This is a genomic window from Paenibacillus sabuli (assembly GCF_014705605.1).
GTDB lineage: Bacteria > Bacillota > Bacilli > Paenibacillales > Paenibacillaceae > Paenibacillus_D > Paenibacillus_D sabuli.
The window spans coordinates 200,442-222,785 of the sequence record NZ_JACXIZ010000013.1 but is presented as its reverse complement, the minus strand read 5'-3'; the positions used below and the strand labels follow the sequence as shown (position 1 = coordinate 222,785).

Annotated in this window: 21 protein-coding genes; 15 read left to right on the top strand and 6 right to left on the bottom strand. The window is 59.8% G+C overall.

The genetic code is table 11. The features are described from left to right. Together IDH44_RS07770 and IDH44_RS07765 are read left to right on the top strand one after the other, a co-directional pair. Positions 1-413, top strand: a 413-nt coding sequence (locus IDH44_RS07770; protein ID WP_190916325.1) for a hypothetical protein, incomplete at its 5' end; no start/stop codon positions are given. Positions 414-499: 86 nt separating this feature from the next. After that, positions 500-760, top strand: coding sequence for a hypothetical protein (locus IDH44_RS07765; RefSeq protein WP_190916323.1), 261 nt, complete (start codon positions 500-502; stop codon positions 758-760). A 180-nt stretch (positions 761-940) separates the two neighbouring features. Here IDH44_RS07765 and IDH44_RS07760 read toward each other — a convergent pair whose 3' ends face one another. Continuing rightward, entirely contained in the window at positions 941-2,674 is a 1,734-nt protein-coding gene (locus IDH44_RS07760) for a methyl-accepting chemotaxis protein (protein WP_190916321.1), read from the bottom strand. 239 nt (positions 2,675-2,913) lie between these two features. On the opposite strand from IDH44_RS07760, the gene IDH44_RS07755 reads away from it, so the two are divergent. Then, on the top strand, positions 2,914-5,085 hold the full coding sequence (locus IDH44_RS07755; RefSeq protein ID WP_190916319.1) for an LTA synthase family protein: 2,172 nt from the start codon (positions 2,914-2,916) through the stop codon (positions 5,083-5,085). Between the two features lie 237 nt (positions 5,086-5,322). Further along, positions 5,323-5,805, top strand: a complete 483-nt coding sequence (locus IDH44_RS07750; protein WP_190916317.1) for a DUF6147 family protein — start codon at positions 5,323-5,325, stop codon at positions 5,803-5,805. A gap of 138 nt (positions 5,806-5,943) precedes the next feature. Here the strand turns inward: IDH44_RS07750 and IDH44_RS07745 are convergent, their stop codons facing one another. Beyond that, positions 5,944-6,843 (bottom strand): DUF4367 domain-containing protein, encoded by a 900-nt coding sequence (locus IDH44_RS07745; RefSeq protein ID WP_190916315.1) that lies wholly within the window; start codon positions 6,841-6,843, stop codon positions 5,944-5,946. After that, a complete protein-coding gene (locus IDH44_RS07740; RefSeq protein WP_190916313.1) occupies positions 6,840-7,418 on the bottom strand; it encodes an RNA polymerase sigma factor in 579 nt (192 codons plus the stop codon). Before IDH44_RS07740 ends, IDH44_RS07745 begins: the two co-directional genes overlap by 4 nt. Positions 7,419-7,723: 305 nt before the next feature. On the opposite strand from IDH44_RS07740, the gene IDH44_RS07735 reads away from it, so the two are divergent. Both IDH44_RS07735 and IDH44_RS07730 read left to right on the top strand, forming a co-directional pair. Then, positions 7,724-7,966, top strand: coding sequence for a hypothetical protein (locus tag IDH44_RS07735; protein ID WP_190916311.1), 243 nt, complete (start codon positions 7,724-7,726; stop codon positions 7,964-7,966). A gap of 178 nt (positions 7,967-8,144) precedes the next feature. Then, on the top strand, positions 8,145-8,891 hold the full coding sequence (locus IDH44_RS07730; protein ID WP_190916309.1) for a C40 family peptidase: 747 nt from the start codon (positions 8,145-8,147) through the stop codon (positions 8,889-8,891). A gap of 164 nt (positions 8,892-9,055) precedes the next feature. Here the strand turns inward: IDH44_RS07730 and IDH44_RS07725 are convergent, their stop codons facing one another. Together IDH44_RS07725 and IDH44_RS07720 are read right to left on the bottom strand one after the other, a co-directional pair. Beyond that, entirely contained in the window at positions 9,056-12,295 is a 3,240-nt protein-coding gene (locus tag IDH44_RS07725; RefSeq protein ID WP_190916307.1) for an NEAT domain-containing protein, read from the bottom strand. A gap of 86 nt (positions 12,296-12,381) precedes the next feature. Beyond that, positions 12,382-12,759, bottom strand: a complete 378-nt coding sequence (locus IDH44_RS07720; RefSeq protein WP_190916305.1) for a hypothetical protein — start codon at positions 12,757-12,759, stop codon at positions 12,382-12,384. 361 nt (positions 12,760-13,120) lie between these two features. Between IDH44_RS07720 and IDH44_RS07715 the strand changes: the two genes are divergently transcribed. The 9 genes from IDH44_RS07715 (at position 13,121) to IDH44_RS07675 (ending at position 22,017) form a co-directional block, all read left to right on the top strand. After that, positions 13,121-14,188 carry an S-layer homology domain-containing protein gene (locus IDH44_RS07715; RefSeq protein WP_223869474.1) on the top strand — a complete coding sequence of 356 codons (1,068 nt, stop codon included), beginning with the start codon at positions 13,121-13,123 and terminating at the stop codon, positions 14,186-14,188. 96 nt (positions 14,189-14,284) lie between these two features. Next, on the top strand, positions 14,285-15,226 hold the full coding sequence (locus IDH44_RS07710) for an ABC transporter substrate-binding protein (protein ID WP_190916301.1): 942 nt from the start codon (positions 14,285-14,287) through the stop codon (positions 15,224-15,226). Beyond that, the gene (locus tag IDH44_RS07705) at positions 15,223-16,227 is read left to right on the top strand and encodes a FecCD family ABC transporter permease (RefSeq protein ID WP_190916299.1); all 1,005 of its coding nucleotides are present in this window, start codon (positions 15,223-15,225) and stop codon (positions 16,225-16,227) included. The genes IDH44_RS07710 and IDH44_RS07705 overlap by 4 nt, the downstream gene beginning before the upstream one ends. 25 nt (positions 16,228-16,252) lie before the next feature. Then, positions 16,253-16,603: a heme oxygenase gene (isdG, locus tag IDH44_RS07700; protein ID WP_190916297.1), complete on the top strand. Its 351-nt coding sequence runs from the start codon at positions 16,253-16,255 to the stop codon at positions 16,601-16,603. Positions 16,604-16,733: 130 nt separating this feature from the next. Continuing rightward, positions 16,734-17,939, top strand: a complete 1,206-nt coding sequence (isdC, locus tag IDH44_RS07695) for a heme uptake protein IsdC (RefSeq protein WP_190916295.1) — start codon at positions 16,734-16,736, stop codon at positions 17,937-17,939. 20 nt (positions 17,940-17,959) lie between these two features. Then, positions 17,960-18,940, top strand: coding sequence for a heme ABC transporter substrate-binding protein IsdE (gene isdE / locus IDH44_RS07690; protein ID WP_223869460.1), 981 nt, complete (start codon positions 17,960-17,962; stop codon positions 18,938-18,940). Beyond that, complete coding sequence (locus IDH44_RS07685) at positions 18,937-19,929, top strand: FecCD family ABC transporter permease (RefSeq protein WP_190916293.1); 993 nt, start codon at positions 18,937-18,939, stop codon at positions 19,927-19,929. Before isdE ends, IDH44_RS07685 begins: the two co-directional genes overlap by 4 nt. 16 nt (positions 19,930-19,945) lie before the next feature. After that, positions 19,946-20,620: a response regulator transcription factor gene (locus tag IDH44_RS07680; RefSeq protein WP_190916291.1), complete on the top strand. Its 675-nt coding sequence runs from the start codon at positions 19,946-19,948 to the stop codon at positions 20,618-20,620. After that, the gene (locus IDH44_RS07675) at positions 20,617-22,017 is read left to right on the top strand and encodes a sensor histidine kinase (RefSeq protein WP_190916289.1); all 1,401 of its coding nucleotides are present in this window, start codon (positions 20,617-20,619) and stop codon (positions 22,015-22,017) included. The genes IDH44_RS07680 and IDH44_RS07675 overlap by 4 nt, the downstream gene beginning before the upstream one ends. A 58-nt stretch (positions 22,018-22,075) precedes the next feature. On the opposite strand, the gene IDH44_RS07670 is transcribed toward IDH44_RS07675, so the two are convergent. After that, positions 22,076-22,285 (bottom strand): YrzA family protein, encoded by a 210-nt coding sequence (locus tag IDH44_RS07670; protein ID WP_190916287.1) that lies wholly within the window; start codon positions 22,283-22,285, stop codon positions 22,076-22,078. Between the last annotated feature and the right edge of the window lie 59 nt (positions 22,286-22,344).

The following is a 22,344-nucleotide window of genomic DNA, read 5'->3' as shown; positions in this document are numbered from 1 at the left end:
CGGTCTGGAGCGCCGGCGCAGCAGACGGCGGCGGGCGCGGCGCGTCCGGCGCGCGATGCGAGGCGCGGCTGGGCGAGCTGCCGCTGCAGATTCGCATCGCCGCCGCAGCCTTCGGCGCGCACGAGCCGCGCTGCGAGGTGACGCGGGTCGGGGATACGGTGTGCGCCGACCTGGTGCTCTATAGCGGGACGGAGCGGCGTATCGAGCTGGCCGCGCTCGGCCGGGCGTTCGTAGCGGGCCAACTGGCGCTCGGCGAGCCGCTGCTCCCGACTCGCGCGGAGCAGCAGGGGGAGCGCTATGTCGTGGCGGAGCCGGCGGGAGCTCCGGGATTGCGGATTGCCATACCGATGTCCCCTGGCCCGGCTGCCGCGCTGCGGGCGGCTGCCGATTCGCAGCAAGCGCAGCGCGCGTGATACGACACGTGTCCTTGCATCGCAATCAGCCAGACACACCCTGTCCCGGCTGTGGCGCCTCGATCCACGACCAAGGCGTCATAGCAATGGAAGCAAAGGGAGCGAAGGTCGCGGGAGGCAAAGGGGGCGGAGGCTGCAACGGCCAAGGGCAGCCCGGCAGCAAGAGTAGCAAAGAACCAACAGCAAAGAACCAACCTAGAGCAGGGAAGAACCAACAACAGCAATGGCAGCAAAAAGCAAAGATCAAGCCCGTGCAGACTGCGTGCACGGGCTTGATCTTTGTAGAAAACGGGCTTGAGCGCCATCGGATGCATCAGATGCCACCCGGTGCATCCGATGAGGCGTAGCTGCAGACTGCGGGCTGTAACGGTTGTCAGCGAGCTTAATTCGAGGAAATATCGTGAATCTGGGTTCTAGAGGAAACCGTTAGCCGAAAACCGAGGGGCTCGCGGCACTAAAGGCACCGCCTGTACCCCAATCGGGCGTGTTCGCGGCGGTGCCCGACCTTGGTACCGGCTAATGCGCGGCTACAGCTTGAAGCGTGTCGCCAGCTCGCGCATGTTGTCGGACATGCCGGTGAGGCTGTTCGCCGAATCGGTGATGTTCTCCATCGCGGCACGCTGCTCGCCTGCTGCCGACGCGACGGCCTGCGCAGCGCCGGCGGTACCGCTGGAGAGGCGCTCCATCTCCTGCAGCGAAGCCGAGATCTGCTCGGCGCTGGCCGACATCTGCTCGGCCGCGGCAGAGGCTTCCTCGACCTGTCCGACGACGCTGCGCGTCGCCTCCAGAATGCGTGCGAACGCTTCGCCCGTCTCGCGAATGCTCGACACGCCCTCAGCGACCTCGCGCTCGCCTTGATGCATCGACTGCACCGTGTCCTCGATGTCGCCGCGAATCGACTCGATCAGCTCGGCGACCTGTCCCGAGGACGTGCCGGCCCGCACCGCGAGCTTGCGGATCTCCTCGGCGACGACCGCGAAGCCCTTGCCGTGCTCGCCCGCCCGCGCCGCTTCGATTGAAGCGTTGAGCGCGAGCAGATTCGTCTGCTTGGAGATATCGCTGATTGCGCCGGCGATGTCGCCAATCTGCTGCGAGCGTTCGCCGAGCTGGCGGACGACGCCGCTCAGCGTGCCGACCGTCTCGCTTACCGCGGTCATCTGACCGCTCGAACGCTGGATCAGCGTGTTGCCGTTCTCTGCTTCCTGCAGCGTCACAGTAGAGGACTCGAAGGCCGCAGAGGAAGTGGTGGCAATGCGCTGTATACCGCCTGCCATTTCCTCCATCGCTCGCGACGTCTCCTCCAGGCTGGTCGCCTGGGTCTGATTGTTGCCCGCGACCTCGGAGATCGAGGCGGAGGTCTGATTGACCGCTTCCTTCGTCTCGACGATCGTATGGTTCAGGTTGCCTGCCGCGGCGGCCAGCGCATTGGCGCTGAGCGTCTGGTTGCCTGCCAGCTCGCGCAGGTTGTCGATGAGATGGTTAAAGGATTGGGCCAGCTTCCCGGTCTCGTCGCGATTTTTGACCTTGATCGGCTCGCCGGTCAGATCGCCCTCGGCGATGCGCTCGGCCCGCTGCGCCATGCGCATGACCGGCCGCGAGATATGGAAGGCGAACAGCAGCAGCCCCACGATTCCGACAGCCAGGCAGATGCCGAGCGTGAGCAGCATCGCTTCGAGTATATTGCGCTGACCGCCCTTGAAGTCCTGCAGGTAAGAGCCGGCCGCGATGATCCAGCCCCATTCCGGATAGAGCTCGGCATAGGTAACCTTGGTCGCGAGCTCGTCCGTGCCCGGCAGCGCAAAGTCATAATTGACGAATCCGCCGCCTTGCTGCGCGGCCTCGACCATATTGCGTATGTAATAGTCGCCCTTGCTTTGCTCGTCCCACAGACTGTCGCCCTCGCGCGTCGGATGGCCGAGCAGTACGCCTTGTGCGTCCAGTACGAAGAAGTAGCCGTGCTCGCCCATGTCGAAGCGGTCGGTAATCGGACGCGTGCCGTCTTCCCCGCGTTCGCCGAGCAGCTTGACGCGCAAGGTCTCCTGCGCCTCCTCCAGCGGCATCGAGCCGTTTTGCACCATTTCGTCCAGCGCATAAAGCGTTGTGCCGGCAAGACGGACGTTATTGCGCAGGCTGTCCTTGACCAGCTCGGTCGATTCATGGTCGGCGACCTCGTAGGTGACGATGCCAAGCGAGACAAGCGGAATAATGAGCAGTAAAAAACAGACAAGCAGCAGCTTGACGCGAATTGGTAATTTTAACATGGCATTCACACCTCTCGACGTAAATTCGGGGATAAAAACGGATGAATTTACCTATAATCAGACTAATACTTTCGGACTATAAAATCAAAATTATGCGCTTGGTTTTGCGTGCTTTTGCCCTTATTTGTGTCCAAGCTGTGAACAAACGCAATGCGTGATTTCTGGAACTTTCGCCGTGTATGTCTCGTTATGTATAATAAGAATTTGTAAATCATGAAGAGAAGAGGTGTCCGTCCACAATGACACGCCGTTTTCCCCGTCTCGCAGTCTTGCTGGGGACGGTGCTTCCGCTGCTGGTATTGCCGCTGGTGACGCTGGGCATGACCGAGGTGGTGCATCGCGCCAGCTTCAGCGGATTTTTTATATGGCTGTATCAGCATCCGGGCGAATGGCTGGCCGGATACCTGCTGCTGCTCGGCCTGCTGCTTGCTTTGACCTTGCTGCTCCGACGCGTGTACTGGGCGTTCGCGGTGCTGAATCTGCTGGCGGTGACGGTCGCTTCGATCAGCCGCATCAAGCTGAAATACCGCGGTGAGCCGCTGCTGCCCTGGGATCTGAAGCTGGGAGGCGAGGCCGCCGACGTCGCATCGTTTTTTTCCTGGCAGGGACTATTGCTGACGCTGCTCCCCGTGGCGATCGCTGCCGCGCTCGGCTACGTGCTGGCGCGCCGCATGCCGGCGCTGACGCTGGACCGATGGACGCGTCTCGCCTTGTCCGCGGCAGGGGTCGTGCTGCTGATGACGCTGTTCGGAGGCTCGATGAAGGCGAAGGCCGTCTTCGACCTGGAGATGATCACCTGGGATCAGGGGATGAATTACAATCAGAACGGGATGATGATCGGCCTGCTGCTCAATGCGCAGCGAATGGAGGTCGTCGAGCCCGACGGTTACGACGAGCAGGCGGTGGCGGCGGTGACGGATCTCCTGACCGGCGCTTTGGCGCCCGTCAAGGCCGGAGCAGGCTCACCAGTCGGCGGGGGGGAGCCGGGGGAGGGGGCTTCCGGCGACAAGCCTAACCTGATCATGATTATGAGCGAGGCTTTCTGGGATCCGACACGGATGGACGCCGTCTCCTTCAGCCGCGATCCGCTGCCTCATTTTCGCGAGCTCGCGGCGCAGGGGATATCGGGCACGATGCTCGCGCCGGTGTACGGCGGCGGGACGGTCAATACGGAATTCGAGGTGCTGACTGGCTATTCCACGCAGTTTCTGCCGTCCGGCTCGATCGCATATGCCAATTATGTGCGTACGCCGCAGCAGTCGCTGGCTTCGGCCCTGCGCGTGCAGGGCTACGAAGCGACGGCGGTACACAGCTACCACAATTGGTTTTATCGGCGCAACGAGGTGTACAAGCTGTTAGGCTTCGACCGTTTCGTGAGCGGCGAGTTTTTCAATGAGCCGGTGAAGCGGAGCGGCTATATTTCCGATGACGAGCTGACCGCGCGTATTATCCGCGAGGTGAGGCGCTCGGAAGGGCCGGACTTCGTATATGCTGTATCGATGCAGAATCACGGACCCTACTACCCCGGCAAGAACGAGGAAGACACGATTCGCGTGCAAGGGCTGGGCGAATCGTCGACCGGCATTCTGGAGACGTATGCGCAGTCGCTCTCCGAAGCGGATGCGGCGCTCGGCCGACTGGTACGGCACTTTGAGGAGAGCGGCGAGCCGACCGTGATCGTTTTTTTCGGCGACCATCTGCCGATGCTCGGCGCCGATTACCAGGTGTATCGCGAGGCGGGCTATTATCAGGACGGGACGTCAGCGGACGCGTACATGCGGATGTACGGTGTGCCGTTCCTGATCTGGGATAATATGGACTCGGCGGAGGCAGCGGAGGCAAGGGACGACGGGCAGATAGTCGGCGCCCCGCAGCTCGGTCAGCTGGCTCTGCGCCAGGCGGGTCGGCAGGGCGGCACGATGCAAGAGCTGCTGGACGCCATGTACGCGGATGGCCAGACCTATGTGCCACGGGCCGATCTGCGCGAGGCATTGGGCATCGACGAGAGCTGGATGGAGCGCTACCGGTTGCTGCAGTATGATCGTTTGTTCGGCTCAGGCTACAGCTACGGGGGCGTCGCTCCGACAGCCAATGCGGACTATCAGATGGGCGCCGGACCGATCCGGATCACACGCGTCGAAGTCGGCGCAGCGGCTGCGATGCAGTCCGACGAAAGCGAGGATGCCGCAGCAAACGAAGCCGGGGAGGCGCTGCGCATCATCGGCACGAATCTGCCGGCGAGCGGGCGCGTCTACGTCGATGGCGAGCCGGTCCGGTCCGCCTTCGTCAGCGAGCACGAGCTGCAGATCGCCTGGCCGCGTGCGGAGGGCGAGGGCGCCAAGATCCAGGTGCGGCTGCTGGATTCGCTCGATCGCGTCGTGGCCGAGTCGAATGTCGGGCAGCTGCCGTAAGGCATAACGCCTGGCGCCGTCCTTCGGCGCTACCGCAAGCTATGTTCCAAGAAAGGCAGACAAGCATAGGCCCGGGCATGCTCTTCCCTTATCTACACTTTGAAAAAAGTTTCCCGCAGCTGTCGGATTTTGTCCGTCAGCTGCGTTAATATATTAGGACGCCCGTCCTCCATCCTGTAAGCGCTTCCTGATACGTGGTGTTCCGAATCCTATCACTTGGGAAAGGTGCTGATGTACGTGACCAAAAGACAATCGCACAAGCTCGCCGCGCTCTGCCTCTGTATTATGCTGCTGGCGGCCTACCCGGCCGGGCGCTCCGCGCAAGCGGCGGCGGAGAGTGGAGCGTTGACCACGCCCCCGCCGGCTGAAGCCGTGCTGTTCTCGACCTTCGACCCGTCCTTCGATTATCTGGACGACGGCGGCGCCATGATCGCCCAGAGCAGCGCGGGGAAGGCGCTCATCTCCGGCGATTCGAGCGCCAAGGACACGGTAGACACGATTGCGGTGCGGCTCTATGTTGAGCGCTGGACCGGCTCGGCGTGGGTGAACTACACCAACAAGCCGGCCAAGACGCAGAGCAATGATACTTATGTCTATGACTCGCATATTGTGTCGGTCACTGGCGGCTATTACTATCGGGTACGCTCGGTGCATTGGACGATCGAGGGCGGCGTGCAGGAGCAAGGCGTGCGCTATACGTCCAGCGTACTGATCAACTGAACGAACAAATCAGGAAGTTCGAAGATTAGAAGCGCGCAGGCCGCGAACATCTCTTTTCTGTGACCACAAAGCCCCCTCGTCACTCGCGTGTCTGCGGGCGACGAGGGGGCTTTGTGGAATAATTGCCGTCCGAGTGCTTTATTCGCCGACGGCAGCCAGCGACGCGGCCGTCTCGAGCAGCTCGGACTCGGTAAGATCGCCGCGCAGGGCGTACAGCACGCCTTCCTCTACGGCCAGCCATTGCAGCTCGCTGCCGCCGGAGGTGTAGGCGATGTAGACCCCCTCGGCCATTCCGATCTCGATATGTTTCAGCTTGCCCGATTCGTTGTTCAGCGTCTTTTGCCACCCGCTGCCGGATTCGAGCATGCGGCGCTGCGTGAAGGTGAGCAGTTCACCGTCGCCCGCGTCTCGCCGATACTCCACCCGCAACGTGCGGTACACGCCGTCCGCATCGGGGTAAGCCCGCACGCGCTGCACCGCGTAGCTCTCAGGCAGACGCCGAGGTGCGCGCACCTCGAACGGCACGATCGCGCCTGCGTCCTTCAGCGTGGTGAGCTGCGGCATCGCCGGCACGCCCCCTTCTTCGGCTGTCGGCTGCTGCCACGAGTGCCCCGCATCTGGCGGCGGCACGGTCGGTGCGCCGCCTGCATCCGGAGGAGGCGCAGTCTTGGCGCCATCTGTCTCCGGTGCGGCCTCCGTGCCGAACAGCGCCTGGACGAGGCCCTGCTGGGCGTCGCGGACGATGCTGACAAGTCCGCGCCAGGCGTAGGTCGGGTCCGGCGTGAAGGTCGCCACGCTGACGAGCAGCGACATGACGGCGATGGCGAGACTGAGCCTCGCGAGCCGCATCGCGCGCGCGCGCCTTGAGCGCCCTCTCAGGCGGCCCTGCATGCGCTGCCAGGCTTCGTCGCCGTCCGGCGGGCGGATGCCGCCAACCATGTGCCGCACCGCTTCTTCGGCGAAGGCATCGTTCCTCTCGCCCGCATTCGGCGTGTTTTCATTCGTGTGGGTGAGTCTATGATCAGACGTCGGCTTCAACGTGAATCCCCCCATTTCCGCACAAACAGCTCGGCAAGCCGTGCTTTGGCGCGCTCCAGACGCTTGCCCGAAGCGGATTCCCGAATATGCAGCAGGCTCGCAATTTCGCGAATCGAAAGCCCCTCCATATAACGCAGGTACAGGGCGACGCGGTGCTCGTGCTTGAGCTCCTGCAACGCCTCCACTAAGCGTTCGTTACGGATCATTTGCTCGACGACCTCCTCGACGGAGGTCGCCGGCAATGCCAGTGATGGTTTCTCTTCATTATCTATAACGGAGTCGGGATCCAAAATCGGACGGTATTTTTTATTTTTTCGCATCAAATCGATCGCCGCGTTGCGCGCCACCTGCTTCAGCCAGGCTTTGATGTGCGTGTCGTGCTTCATCGCCGGGCCGCGCTGCATGGCCTTGATAAAGGCTTCCTGGACCGCATCCTCAGCCAGCGCGTGGTCGCCGAGCAGAAAGACCAGGCCCGGATATACGAGCTTCCGAAAAGCAAAAAATAGACGCCGCTGGGTCGCTTCGTCCAAGTGGCGGATATTGCTGCGGAATAATCCGAATAACGGATCGGACAAGATGTGACCCTCCCCCCGGTTGACGGACTGCGCGCGAGCAAAGGCTCCGGCGCGCGCCCCATACTTGTCTAGCTTTCTTGTCTCTCTGTCGTAACGTTCATTATATAGCAATTGCAGGACTTGTTCCATAATCAGGGGCAGTGTGAGTTCGATCAAGCACGTGAGGATCTATGTGCACTGAGGCCCTTTGAGGTCCGCCAAACGATTTGCAAAAAAAAATGTCAAAAAAACACGCCTAGCTGCGTTTATTATGTATAGAGTGTTCGAGTCGAGACGATATTCGGGGTAATGGAGGGTGCAACGGGATGACTTTGACGCGAAAAATCGAAGTGCTGCGAGAGTACGAGAAGGATTGCTACCGCATCTGTTATTTTTTGCTGGAATGCGAGCGTCGAGCAGAGGATGCGGCAAAGGATGCGCTCTATCAGCTGTGCTGCGATGCTTCCTTTTTCGTGCAGCCCCCAGCCGCTCAGAAGAAGCGGGTACGGCGCACGGCCGTCGAGCATGCCTTGGCGCTCGGCGACTTCGTTGCGACAGCGCAAGCATAGAATTTGAAAAGGTGAAGCGTTGCGAAATTTCAAGAAGAAATCTTTCATCGAATTCTCACAATTGCGGTCAATTCCGCGCGAATCGCTGGCGCTGACTGTCAGAGGTACATAATGGGAAGAAAGCGCGTGCTATAGTGATAGCAGGTGCACCTCACTACGCAAACACAGGAGGACCATTATGAACAAACAAGCAGTACCGACAATCGCCCGTCGTGCCCGCAGGACCGCGTTAGCGGTGGGGCTCGGTCTGACACTGACGCTGGGAGGCGGCGCTGCGGCGCTGGCGGCCCCGGCTCAGGCGTCAGCAGCAACCGGTCAAAGCGCCTCGGCTGATGCCATCATCGCCACTGGCAAGCAATACCTCGGCACACGCTATCAGTTCGGCGCAGAGGCGGGCATCACGAGCGCCTTTGACTGCTCTTCCTTCACACAGTACATCTACGGCCGTCATGGCGTGGAGCTGCCACGCTCCTCGCGTCAGCAGGCCAGCGCAGGCACGGCGATTGCGCGCAGTCAACTGCGTGCAGGGGACCTCGTCTTCTCCGATACGAATCGCGACGGCGTCATCAATCACGTGTCCGTCTACATCGGCAACGATCAATTGCTGCACACCTACCGCGTCGGCATCGGCGTGACAGTCTCCGACTTCTCGGGCAGCACTTGGGACGAGACGTACGTGACGGCCAGACGGGTGTTGTCCGATTCTGCGCTGGAGGCGCAGCAGGTTGAGGATGAATCTGAGGCAGATCAGACGACAGCGTCGGATCAGAGCGAGCAGACCGGAAGCGAGGAGCTGAGCAATGTGCCGTCAGGGACAGATTGGTCTGGTCGGGAGCAGTGGACGTCGGACAATCGTGTGACGAACGTGAAGCCCGAGCGAAATCGGAACAGCTGGCGGACTGGCGGGCCTTCTGCGTGGCGGTGAGCGTGATTCGGGACGCCTTATGCGGTTATCGGACACAAAAAGGCATGTAACGGGAATTTAGAAAGAGATGGACCACAGCTAGAAAGACATGAAAACCGGCGGTTGCGTAAACCGCCGGTTTTTTGGGTTGTTTATCTGTCCGGCACTTGTCGGCTCGAAGCGAGTTACGCCGCAGGAGTCGGCTCGACCGTTTCGCTTTGCCAATTAAGCAATCGGAATATCATCGTCAGCGCCTCGGCGCGTGTGGCAATGTCCTCGGGAGCGAAACGATTGCCTCCCTTGCCCTGAATCAATCCGGCCTTGACGGCGGCCGAGATCTCCTTGTGCGCCCATGCGGGAATCTGCCCGGCATCAACGAAGTCCGGCGCAGCATCTTCAAGCGTCAGTTCGGCGGCGCGGGCGATGATGACGGCGAGTTGAACCCGCGTCAACTGTCCGTCGGAGCGGAACGTATTGTCTGCGAAGCCGCCGAGCAGCCCGGCAGCGGAGACGCGTCCGACATGCGCTTGGGCCCAGGTCGGAATGTTGCCGGCGTCTTCGAAGTCGGGAACGTCCGCGTTGCCGTTCAGCCCCAGCGCACGGCTGATCATGACGGCAAATTCGCCACGTGTCACTTGCGCGTTCGGACGGAAGCTGCCGTCGCTGTAACCATTGACGATGCCTAGCTGCACGCCGCGCTGAATTGCAGATTTGGCCCAATGCTGTTCGATATCTGAGAATTGAACGTCGAATCCTTGCGGTTGTTCAGTCGAGGAATCGTCCTGGCCGCTATCCTCGGTTTGTCCATTGCCCTCTTCAGTTACGCCGTCCTCCTTCGGATCATTCGAACCGTTGTTATATTCTTCGATGACACCGGAATCAGGAGTTCCGCCGCTGTTGCCGCCCGGGGCCTCTCCGCCTGTTACGCGGGTGGCAGAGGCTTCATTGAAGAGGAACTGCACGTTATACGACTCATGGTAGCTAAAGTTGTCCTCATCCCAATCAATTTTTACCCATCCCGGAATTTTCTGCGAGAGATCGGATAAGTTAAAGCTGACGACTCGCGTGTTGTTCGCTTTATCCCGGCTTGTGACGGAGCCGCTGCTTCCGCCCAGCTTTAGTCCGGTGATCTCGGCGCTGCGAAGCACAGTGAACGATACTTTTTTGGAGCTGCCATTGACCACGACCAGCGCAGTAGTTACAACGTAATCCTGCATCATCGAAGTCGATTCCGTGCCGTCCTTGAGTATCCGGAAGTCCATTTCATAGGTTCCGTTTGCCGGATACTTGGGCTCGCTAGGATTCTCTGTACCCGGATTTTCTGTACCCGGATTTTCTGTATTTTCTTCGCCCGAGTCCTCTGTAATGATCGCTGCTTCAAAGGCGTTAAGCGCTTCTTGCAGATTGGTCTTGGCCTGTTGGCTAGCTGAGGCCGTGCTCGGGTTTTGCGTGGCTTCTGTTCCGGCCGTCGCGATGGCCGATTGCAGCGCGGTTACAGCTTCAGCGGGATATTGTCCCGGTTCCGTGCCAATCGTGGCACCGCGCAGCAGGGCGGACGCGCTCTGAAGGAGTCCGTACAATTCGCCGTTATCGACATTGTTAAAGTTCAGACGGATATTATGCGTCCGGTCGTAATTTTGCGCAGGAACGACGGTCCGGACCTGGGCCTCGATCAGCGTGTCCAGCGTATCCGCATTCTCCACTTCGAACATGACGAGGCGGGTATCCGATTCGCTGTTCTCGGCTATTACGATCGTATCCGTGTAGACGCCATATTTCGCAACTTTGAATTCCGGCACGCTACTGCTGCCCGTTAGTGTGACGAAGACATATACTCTGTCTGCTGTTTCGACGAGATAGGCCGGCTTGTCGAAGTAGTTCTCCATGGAGGAGAAGCTGTCATTCTTTGCATGCACTGCCGAGAAATAGAGCGGCTTCGATCCGATTTCCGGACGGTCATGCAACAGCTTAAGCAATGCTTCCATCGCCGCGTAGATTTCTGTGCGCGGTGCGGCAAGCTGACCGGCCGTTTCCTCACCGTTCTCGATTGCGTTCAGCAGTGCGGACCGTTTGTCGGCGCTCATCGAATCGGAAGAGGCGCTGTAGATCTGCTTGGCGATATCGAGCAAGTTGCTTAACTCGTTCAATTGTGTTTTGTTGAAGCTGATGTAGACCGTTTTTTGCTCCTCGAGCGGCAAGCTTGCCGGATAACGTACGACGGTCAAGCCTTGCCAGACCTGAGCGTCCTGAAGCGTGTTCAGGTTGCCTGTCCGCACTGGAATCTGATACACCTTGTCATCATATGTGCTGCTCGATACGAGCGGGCGGACGGTACTTATAAAGCTCGGCTCGCCACTCTGCTTGACGGTAAAGGTGCCGGTCGTGGCCGGGTTGGAGCTGCGCAAATCCGTAGCAGTCAGCTCGTGATCGGTAATTGTAATATTGGCGTAGCCTTCATAGTAGGGATGACCGGCCTGCTCCAGGAGCGTGGCCGTGTCGCCAATCTCGTCGGCATATACGGATAGTGAGGCGGTCGGACCTACGGAATCGAGTGCTAGAATCTCGACCTCCGAAGCCAAGAATTGTTGCCTGGCAAGTTGCTCCCAATTGTAGGAATAGTACTCTTCCCTGAAAACTTCGGAAATCTGCTCGTCTGATGCGTCCGGGTCGTTCAGAACACCCTTGACTACGTCAATGCTGGCGGAAACGAGTGTGATCGGCCCGGTGAGGTTGGAGGTGTTGATCGGATACTCTTTATTGGAGATAGGGACCAACTGGGGACGGCCCGGCGCGCCGCTCTCCGCCGTACCGCTGTCCTCGCCGGTAAGGACGAAGGCTTCGGCTTTTTCGAGCCACGCCTCGAGGCTTGCGCGCTCATCCTGGACCGGAACCATCAATTGCAGTTGGGCGTTATACCAGTTGTCATAAACAAATGGTAACTGATAGACGTTTTCCTCGTCAAAAATATGCATCAGGATATCTTGTGTGTCCCAGACATCCTCAATTTCAAAGCTGATTGTCACGTTTTCCGGATTTTCCGATTCCCGTTCCTCGGCGGGGGTGTAGCCCTCTATTCCGAGCGGTGTAACCTCGCCATCTACAGTCTTGATGACCGCTTTGGCAGAACCGGGGTTACGCAGGCCGAAGTAAGCAAAGGTATTATAATTAAATTTCTTTACTTCATGCTCGAAGATCGCTTTGCCGTCCTGGATGATGAGCTTGCCGGAATCGGCAATGACGAAGCTCTGTGCAACTGAGTCGTCGGAAGTTAAATCTTTCAAATAACGAAACGGTACGTCATATACGCCGTCCGGCAACTGCTCCAGCGAGTTGTTGGCGGCAGAGGCCACTCCGATATGTAGGCTGGACAATAGAAGTGCGCAGGCGACCAGCGTGGAAAAAATGCGTTTAAGAGATGTCTTCAATGCGATAAGCTCCTTGTTCTAGTTTTTGGATGAAGTGAAGCGGCGGTGAGCAGTCTGCCAAGCAGACTGCTCACCGGAGAAGAAACCTACAGCCACACGAGGTCGAGATTGTACCACGTATCGTGGAACGGTGCGACCACGACGTGCAGGGAGACAGGAATGTCCGAGGCCGTCGAGCCCGGGAATGTGAATGTTGTCAGTCCGGAACCGGAGTCGTACGATCCCGTATACGTCACACCGCCGACTGTCAATTCAGGAAAGTAGTTGCCGGAGAGCGTGATCGTGACGTTGCCGCCCGTCACATCTGCAGGGCCATCAATGAAGGCGCTGGAATGCGAATGGTAGGTGCCACCGTAATGGAATTCGTAATCGGCAGGAGCCGCGAAGGCGGAAGCGGCCATCGCGAGCAGCAGCACAGACAGCATCATCAGCATCGTGAAAGATTTTTTCATCATTTTCGTCATGTTTCGAACACTCCTTTTTAACGAATGGATAAGGTATCACAGAACCGATAAAACGCCCTATTAAGATAATGATAATCATTATCAATTAGGAGATAAAAATTTTTTTGAGCGCACGCATGCACCGGCCTACATCCGCGCCTCGTTATCTGTGGACAGTGGAACGTGTACATCGTCCTCTGCACCTAACATCGTACACTGTGATTGTGAACAGCGTATGAACGTAACATTACAAAATGCGAGACGGTCAACTGTAATCTAATGTTCATACGCAGTTCATGAAAGCCGTGTACATTATAAAGGGTCGTTTATTGAGAATTATAATCATTTGTAACAATTTTGAGGAGGGACTAGATTGATAGCAATGAATATGCGCGGACTGCGGGCGATGCCGATCGGCATACTCTTGTGCGCAGCGCTGATCTGTGTCGGTCTGTTGGTAGGGGGGAGCAGAGCGTCGGCTACAGGAGCCGACCTCGAGAATGGTGAATATACGATCGACTATCTGATTATGAAAAAAGAACGCGACGAACAATCGGTCATGCAGGACTACGTCCTGACGCCGGCGACGCTGACGGTGACGGATGAAGGCATGCGCGTCGCGTTTACACTGAAGCAAAGTGCGGAAATCACCGGTTTGCAATTTGAAGGGGAGGATGTGGCACTGGAGAGCGAGGACAAAGCGGCTAATACGCGCGTCATTTCTTTCCCGGTGGACGATCTGTCCGAAGTCCTGGACGGCTGGGTCAAAATCGAATGGGCGGCCTTTAATTATTTTAACGAATATGACATTCGCATTCGCCTCGACTCGGCTAGTCTGTCGCCAATTAACGAGTCGTCTGAACCGTCGGAAGAACAGGAACCTGCTGATCCGGCACCGCAGGAAGAGACGGATGCGAGCGAGATTCGCTTCTCCGATACAGACGGCCACTGGGCCGATGAGGCGATTCGCAGCGGCGTAGAGCGTGGTATCGCGGCAGGCTATGCCGACGGCACGTTTCGCCCCGATGGCGAGATCACGCGCGGCGAATTCGCAGTCATGCTGAGCCGCGCGCTGGAGCTGCCGGAGTTGGCTGCGTCCCCGGCCTTCGACGATGCGGATGATATCGCCGCCTGGGCGCTGCCTCATATCGCCAGCGCCCAGGCGGCTGGTCTGATGGGCGGCTACACGGATCACACGTTCCGTGCCAGTCGGTCGATCAGCCGGGCGGAGCTGGCAGTCATCGTAGCGCGAGCGGCCGAGCTTGATACAGCCGCAGACGCGGAGCTCGGCTATGTCGATGCAGCGTCTATCCCGGTCTGGGCGCTGCCGTCTATCGCGGCTGTTGCGGACGCTGGATTGCTCAAGGGCAAATCAGGCAATCGCTTTGACGCAGCTGCGCTGGCGACGCGCGCAGAGGTGCTGGCGCTGATGCTGCGGTTGCAATTGTAATCGGACGTTCACACGGTGTTCACAAGCGTGGACTACAATTTAGGCAGGCAGGGCGCGATATCGCACCCGTCTGCTGCAATCAGGAGGCAGCGATTCATGAACAGGTGCATCACAAGGAGCGCCGGCTTGCTGGCGGCCGTCGCTCTGGTCGGGATCCTTGTCGGATGCAGCGCCGGCGCCGCTGGTCCGGAGGCGCCGGCGGGAGGCATCGTCATTGAGGATTTTGCGGGCCGCAAGCTTACATTTGCGCAGCCGCCGCAGCGGATCGCGGCGCTCGGCAACGGCGAGGTCGACATCATCTACGCGCTGGGCGGCACGCTCGTCGGACGTCCGGAGGTGGAAGGCGTGCCTCGGATTGAAGCGGCGCGCGAGGTGGCGACTGTCGGGTCCGTGCATACGGTCAATATGGAGAAGCTCGCAGCGGTACGTCCCGAGGTCGTGCTGGCGAATCATCCGATCAATGCCGCCGATGTCCCGCTGATTGACAATCTTGGAGCCGAAGTCATCCTGACGAGCGCCAATTCCCTCGACGATATCCGGCGTCAGATCGAGCTGTTCGGCCAATTGCTGGGACGCGAGTCACGCGCCGAGGAAGTTGTCGCCGAACTGGACGAGGCGCTGGCGGCGGTGGGGGCGGCTCCTGGCGAGGCGCAGCGGGCCCTGCTGGTCTATGGCGCGCCCGGCACCTATTTGGCCGCGTTGCCGAATTCACTGGCCGGCAATCTGCTCGAGCAGGCGGGCGGGCGCAATGTTGCAGCAGACTTTCCTCGGCTGCAAAGCTTCCCTCAGTACGCGCAGTTAGGCGCGGAGCGGGTGGTGGAGGCCGATCCGGATCTGATCTTGATCATGACGCATGGCGATTCGGAGGAGGTCGAGCGCGGCTTCGTGCGGGAAATGGAGAGCAATGCGGCTTGGAACGGGCTACGCGCTGTCAAGGAGGGCCGAATTCATGTGCTACCCAGGGCATTATTCGGCACGAATCCAGGCACCAAGGCAGCTGACGCGGTGCAATTGTTGGCGGAGCTACTGGGCGCATGAGCATGACCGTGAGCGTGCGCTCGCGCCGCAGATGGATACTGGGCATACTCGCGCTGCCGGCATTGGCCGCCGTGAGCGCCTATGGCATGGGCAGCGGCGCGGTCGCGGTCGCCCTGCCGGATATCTGGCAAGTGCTGCTCGGCCGGGGTGACGAGATCGACACCTCGATCGTGATGAACTTGCGACTGCCGCGGGTATTGCTTGGCCTGCTCGTGGGGGCCTGTCTGGCCGCATCCGGAGCGCTGTTGCAAGGCGTAATGCGCAATCCGCTCGCCGATCCGGGCATCATCGGGGTATCCGCCGGCGGCGGGCTGGCTGCAGTAATCGCGCTCGTATTGCTGCCGCAATTCGTGTACCTGCTACCGGCTTTTGCCTTTGCCGGGGCGCTGCTGGCTGCGCTCATCATTTACACGCTCGCTTGGGACCGCGGTAGCTCTCCGGTGAAGATCGTGCTTGCCGGTATTGCGGTCAATGCGCTGCTCGGCGCAGTGATGAACGGAATCATGGTGCTGCACAGCGATCGAGTGCAGAGTGTCATTCCGTGGTTGTCTGGCGCGCTCAGCGGCCGCAGCTGGCAGCATCTGTTGTTCCTGCTGCCGTACGCTGTCGTCGGTCTGATGCTGACGCCGCTGGCGGCGAGATCCGCCAATCTGCTGCAGCTTGGCGACCAGACCGCGCAAGCGCTCGGTCAGCGTGTCGAGCGTCATCGCTTCCTGATTCTCGGGCTGGCTTCGCTGCTGGCCGGGGCGGCGGTTAGCGTCGCGGGGCTCGTCGGCTTCGTCGGTCTGCTCGTTCCACATGCGATGCGGTTGCTGATCGGCGAGGATTACCGCTACCTGCTGCCTTTCTCAATCGCCGGCGGGGCAATGCTGATGGTGCTCGGGGACACGGTGGCGCGCAGTTGGTTCGATCCGATCGAGCTGCCGGCAGGTATATTGATGGCTTGCATCGGGGCGCCGGTTTTTCTCTTGCTGCTCAAGAAGCGCAAGTTGATTCGTTAATTACATACTCTAGGAGGCGTCTATTATGGTGATTGTCACGAATGTATCTCAGATTACGAAGGGCAGTGGGGAAAAGCTGATCGAGCGTTTCAACAAGGTCGGCAAGGTAGAAGGCATGCAAGGCTTCCTCGGACTCGAGGTCATGCTGACGGACAATGTGAAAGAATATGATGAAGTGACAGTCAGTACGCGCTGGGACAGCAAAGAAGACTTTCAAGCCTGGACGCGAAGCGAGGCATTCCGCGAATCGCATGCGCACCGCAACAAGCCGGATTATATCCTGGATAACAAAATTGTTTTTTACGACGTGAAGGTTGTACGCCAGCCGTCGTCGCAGGCTGAACGCCCCGAGTCCTTGCAGCAGCAAAGCGTGTAGACATCAGGCCAGATTGGAGGGGCTCCGGGAGATCCGCTTCCGGAGCCCTTCCGCTGTCCCAAGCTCGGTAAGCGGTATAATCCGGGTCCAAAAATAGGTTGACAAATAGGGATGACATGATAGATTATATATGAGAATAATTATCATTATCATTTTAGAATACATTAAAAAGAGGATGATGACACATATGCGCGGCTTTGCATTCTATCTTGCTGCAGCCATTCTGGTCATGGCACTGGCGCTGCCGGTGGCGAATATTCAGGCAGAGGGCGGCATTGCGGATGGTACATATGCGGTAGACTACCTGGTGCTGAAGGCAGAGAACGATTCCGTCTCAATGGCTAACGACTACTGGGAGAAGCCGGCAATGGTCGTAGTGGAAGGCGGTGCGGCGACCGTCCGGCTGACGATCAATCATAGCGCCTGGGTGACAGCGTTCAAGGTGCCTGGCGGCAGTGGTTTCTTGGATACACAGGTCATCGAGGCGAACGAAGCGGACGACACGCGGCTGGTGGAATTCAAGGTCGAGGATCTTACGCGTCCGCTTGAAGCCAAAATACACGTCACAGTGAGCGATATCGACTATGATCACGATTATACGATCCGAATGGCATTCGATACGGAAGAGCTGTCTGCGTCCGGACAGGTGCAGGCGGACGAGGAGATAGTCGGGGCGACCGACCAGCCGCACGAAGCGGCGAACCAAGCAGATCCTGAACCATCTGGCGAAGAGGCTGCTAGCGCGACAAACGGGCAAGCGGAGCCGCCGGCGGCCGATCGCGAGACGTCACAGGGACCGACTGCGGGCAGCGAGGAAGAACCGGCCAAGCAGACTGCAAGTGGCGACGGTGCAAGGGAGGACGCGCCTGCCGGGGACGGCGCCGACAACGCCGGCCGAGCAGACGCGCCGGCGCAAGACACGTCCAGTCAGCAACAACAGGAGCAGGAGGGGCAAGGAACCAGCGAAAACGACGGCACACCTCTGACGACCACGCCTTCGGATACAGCGGATACAGCGGATACAGCGGCTTCAATAGCGAAAGAAGCAGAAGTGGACTCAGCCGACGTAAATGCTTCGATCAAGTATGACCAGCCGTCGAATCATCTCGAAGAGGACGCATCGTCAGCAAGCAAGGATGCGACAGCACTGGCCGCCGAACAGACGGGAACGAATGGGGCTCAATCCGAAAGCGTGATGGCAGCAGCCGAACATCCGCTGTCAGGCGGAACAGACAGTAGCAATTCAGTCTGGTGGCCGTCGATCGGCGCGCTGTTCATCCTCCTGTGCGGCGTCTGGTACATCCTTCGTCGCAAGCGCCGGGTGCGTAAGGCATGAGGGTGGACGGAGGGGGCAGGATGGACCACCTGCGAAGGAGCGGTGCGCGGTTCGCACTATGGCTCGGGCTCGTGGTCATGCTGGGCGCATGCGGGGAGGGCCAAGGATCGCCTGCCCAGGCTCCCCATTCCGGAGATGTGCAGCAGACTGCCGCAACAGGAGCGGACCGAGGGAATCACGGGGCGGAGTCTGGCGAGGAGGATGAGGATGCAGCCCGGTTACCGCAACGGATTATCGCGACAACGGTAGCGATTACGCAGATTATGGACGCGCTGGAGATCGAGCTGGTCGGCATTCCGACCAGCGTGAAGACGTTGCCCGAGCGCTATGCTGGCATCACCGAAGTCGGCAATCCGATGAGTCCGGATATGGAGCTGGTCAAGTCGCTGAATTCGGATGAGGTGCTGTCGGTGACGACCTTGCAGTACGATCTGGAGCCGGTGTTCGAACGCGTCGGCATCGAAGCGCGCTTCCTCGACCTGACGAGCCTGGCGAAGATGCAGCAGGAGATTCGCACGCTTGGCGAACAGTATGGCAAGGCCGAAGCGGCTGAAGCAATCGCGGCGCAGTACGATGAGACCCTGGAGGATCTGCGCGGCGAGGTATCAGCCAAGCCGCAGCCGACGGTGCTGATTCTGCTCGGCGTCCCGGGCAGCTATCTTGTCGCGACGGAGCATTCCTACATCGGCGATCTGGTGAAGCTGCTGGGGGGCGTCAATGTCGTACAGGGCGAGACGGTGGAGTTTCTGGCATCCAATACGGAATATTTGCAGCAAGCCGACCCGGACGTCATTCTGCGCGCCGCGCATGGCATGCCCGCGGAGGTCGTCGAGATGTTCGACGAAGAATTCAAGACCAATGACATCTGGCAGCATTTCAAGGCGGTGCGCACAGGCCGCGTCTACGATCTGGAGGAGGCGCTGTTCGGGACGACAGGCAATCTGGCCGCCGACGAGGCGCTGAAGGCGCTCGTGCCGATGTTGTACGCCGACGCGCCATGAGCAGGACGAGCGGCGTATTTGCCGCATCCGCCCTGCTTCTCCTCGCGGTAGCGGTATATTCCGCCATGACCGGCAGCATCGAGCTCGGCTTCGGAGAGCTGGTGCAAGGCCTCATCCATGGCGGCAACGAGCAGGTCGAGGTCGTCAAGGACTTGCGGTTTCCCCGCATCTTCGTCGCGATGCTGGCCGGGGCGGCACTCGCCGTATCGGGCGCGCTTTTGCAGGCGGTGATGAAGAATCCGCTTGCCGAGCCTGGCATCATCGGTATTTCTTCGGGCGCCGGACTGGTGTCACTGCTTGTCGTCACCCTTTTCCCGATGTTGTATTTCTGGTCGCCGCTGTTCGCCGTGCTAGGCGGCGGGCTCGCCTGCTACATCGTCTATTCGCTGTCCTGGCGCTCGGGTCTGCAGCCGCTGCGGCTCATCCTCGTCGGCGTCGCCGTCAACGCGACGTTCACCGGCCTCGGGCAATCGTTCAACTATAGAGGCAGTTACGCGGTGACGAGCGTGAATCAGGCGATCTCCTCGATCTTCACGATGAAGACATGGGACGATGTGACGATTCTCGCCGTATTCGGCGGTCTTGGACTACTTCTCGCGCTGCCGCTCGGGGCGTGGTGCAACATGCTCGCATTTGGCGACGAGACCGCCCGCAGTCTCGGCCTGCGCATCCTGCATGTGCGACTCCTGCTGTCCGCGGTGGCGGTGCTCTTGGCGTCGGTGGCGACGGCGATCGGCGGCTTGATCTTGTTCGCCGGGCTGCTAGTGCCGCATATCGGGCGGCTGCTGCTCGGTCCGAGCTTCAGACTGCTCATTCCGTTCTCGGCGATCGGCGGCGCGCTGCTGATCCTGGCAGCGGATACGATCGGACGCACCGTGCTCGCTCCGGCGGAGGTGCCGGCTTCGATCATCATGACGGTCATCGGCGGTCCATTCCTCATCATGATGCTGAGGCGCGACGACCGGCGGCCGGATAAGCGGCGAGCCTAGGAGGTGAAGAACCGCGATGAAACAGCTGCTTATAGCCGATGACGATACGCATCACCGCGCGCTGCTCGGGCACTACATGGCCAAGGAGGGATTCCGCGTCGTGGAAGCCCCGGGCGGTCGCGAAGCGATGACGGCCTTGCGGGATCATGTCGTCGATCTGGCGATCCTCGACGTGATGATGCCGGGCATGGACGGGCTGAGCGTGTGCGAGCATATCCGCAAAAACTACGACATCCCGGTCATCCTGCTGACTGCGCGCGATCAACTTAGCGACAAGGAGCAGGGCTATCTGAGCGGGACGGACGACTATGTAACCAAGCCGTTTGAGCTGCCGGAACTGATGTTTCGCATCCGGGCGTTGTTTCGCCGCTATTCGCTTGCCTCCAGCGGCAAGATTCGGCTGGGCGAGCTCGTGATCGATCGCACCAATTACGAGGTCGCCGACGGCGACGAGCTCGTCTTTCCGCCGCTCAAGGAGTTCGAGCTGCTGGCCCAGCTCGCCGAGTACCCGGGCCGCGTATTTAGCCGCGAGGAGCTGATTCGATTGATTTGGGGCGCGGATTATCCCGGCGACGAGCGCACGGTCGATGTCCACATCAAGCGACTGCGGCAGCGTTTTGCCGACAGGCGCAGCTTTGTAATCCATACCGTGCGAGGCGTCGGGTACAAGCTGGAGACGAGTGCAGGATGAGATCGCTCTACTCGCGCGTTTTTGTCACTTCGCTCTACACCATCGCGATCAGCGGCTTTCTCGCCTTCTATTTGGCCAATCTGTATTATCATTGGGAGCTCAAGCCTTACAATGACGCCAAGCTGTCCCGCATGGCGCAGCAGATCGGCGGATTTATCGAGCGCTACCCCGAAGCGATGGGCGATTATTTGCAGCAGACCGCGATGCTGGGGTATCAACTATATGTGCGCGACTCGGCGGGCAACGACATGTATTTCGGCGAGGCGTTTCGGCGCTCGGACCTGTCTGAGGCGATCAAGCAAGCCGTGCTGGAGGGGGACGCCTACCACGGGGTGGCGGATTTTCCGAGCATGCCTTTTGTGATGGGTTATTTCGAGAATCGGCTTCGCAATACGGTCGGCCTGCCCGTTACGGCGGGCGCTGAGCGTTACGCTTTGTTTATCCGGCATGATGCGCACGTGCAGTTCGACGAATTGCGGCGTTTCTTTTTGCTGATGACCGCCTGTGCGGTGCTGCTTGGCCTTCCTTATTTGCTCATCAGCACGCGTTATCTCGTCCAGCCGATACAGCGGCTGCGCGAAGCTACGCAGCGCATTGCGGCGGGGCGTTACGACCTGCAGCTCCCTACGGGCAGGCGCGACGAGATCGGTCAGCTCGCCGTACATTTCGAGCAGATGAGTCGTCAGCTGGAGCGCTCGGATCGGGGGAAGCGCGAGTTCGTGGCGAACGTGTCGCATGAGATTCAGACGCCGCTGTCTGCGATCCAGGGCTACGCCGAGGCGTTGCTCGAACCGGAGCTGGACGAGCCGACCCGTGTCCAATACGCCGCCGTCATCGGACACGAGTCGCGTCACCTCGCGGCGCTCAGCCGCCAATTGCTGCTGCTGTCCCAGCTCGAACAGGAGGGACAGACCGTGACGCGTCGGTCTGCGGCGCTGCGCCCGCAGCTCCGGCAGGCGCTGCGACAGCTGGAGTGGCAGCTGCGGGCCAAGGAGCTCGGCGTGCGGCTGCGCGTCCCGCAGGAATTCATGCTGGATGGCGATCCGGTGCTGCTCCTGCAGGTGTGGACGAACCTGCTCTCGAATGCGGTCAAGCATGTGCCGTCCGGACGTTCGATCACAATCGAGGCGTTGCGCGGCGCCGAGGGGGTGACAGTCACCATCGCAGATACGGGCGATGGTATCCCGGATGAAGAATTGCCTTACCTGTTTGATCGTTTTTATCGCGGTGACAAGGCGCGGCAGCGCGATACCGGGAGCACCGGGCTCGGGCTGGCCATCGTGCACAAGATTGTTCATCTGCACGGCGGGGCGATCAGGGTGGAGAGCCGGGTGGGGGAAGGGACGACGTTCATCGTCGATCTGCCTGGAGCAGGGGAGGATGCAGGCGGTGCTTGAGCAAACGATAGAAGGGCCGGTCGCCCGCCGCAGGCGGGCGCCTTGCTGCCCCGAAGGCTCAGGCCTGCGCTTTGAAGTGGACGACGGCGCTGTAGAGCATGCGTCCGGAGTCGGCGACGGGGGTGACCTGGTGGCTGACGGATGCGACGCGCAGCATTAGCGCCTGATTGTTTTCGATCTGCGCATCGATCTGGCGCTCGAGCGTCTTCATGTCGTAGGCCTCGAACAATTCAATCTTGTCGTGGATGCGACTGAGCGATAATTCCATGGCACAAGGACTCTCCTTACTTTAATAGGCTTGTCGCTCTATATTATACACGAGCCCGG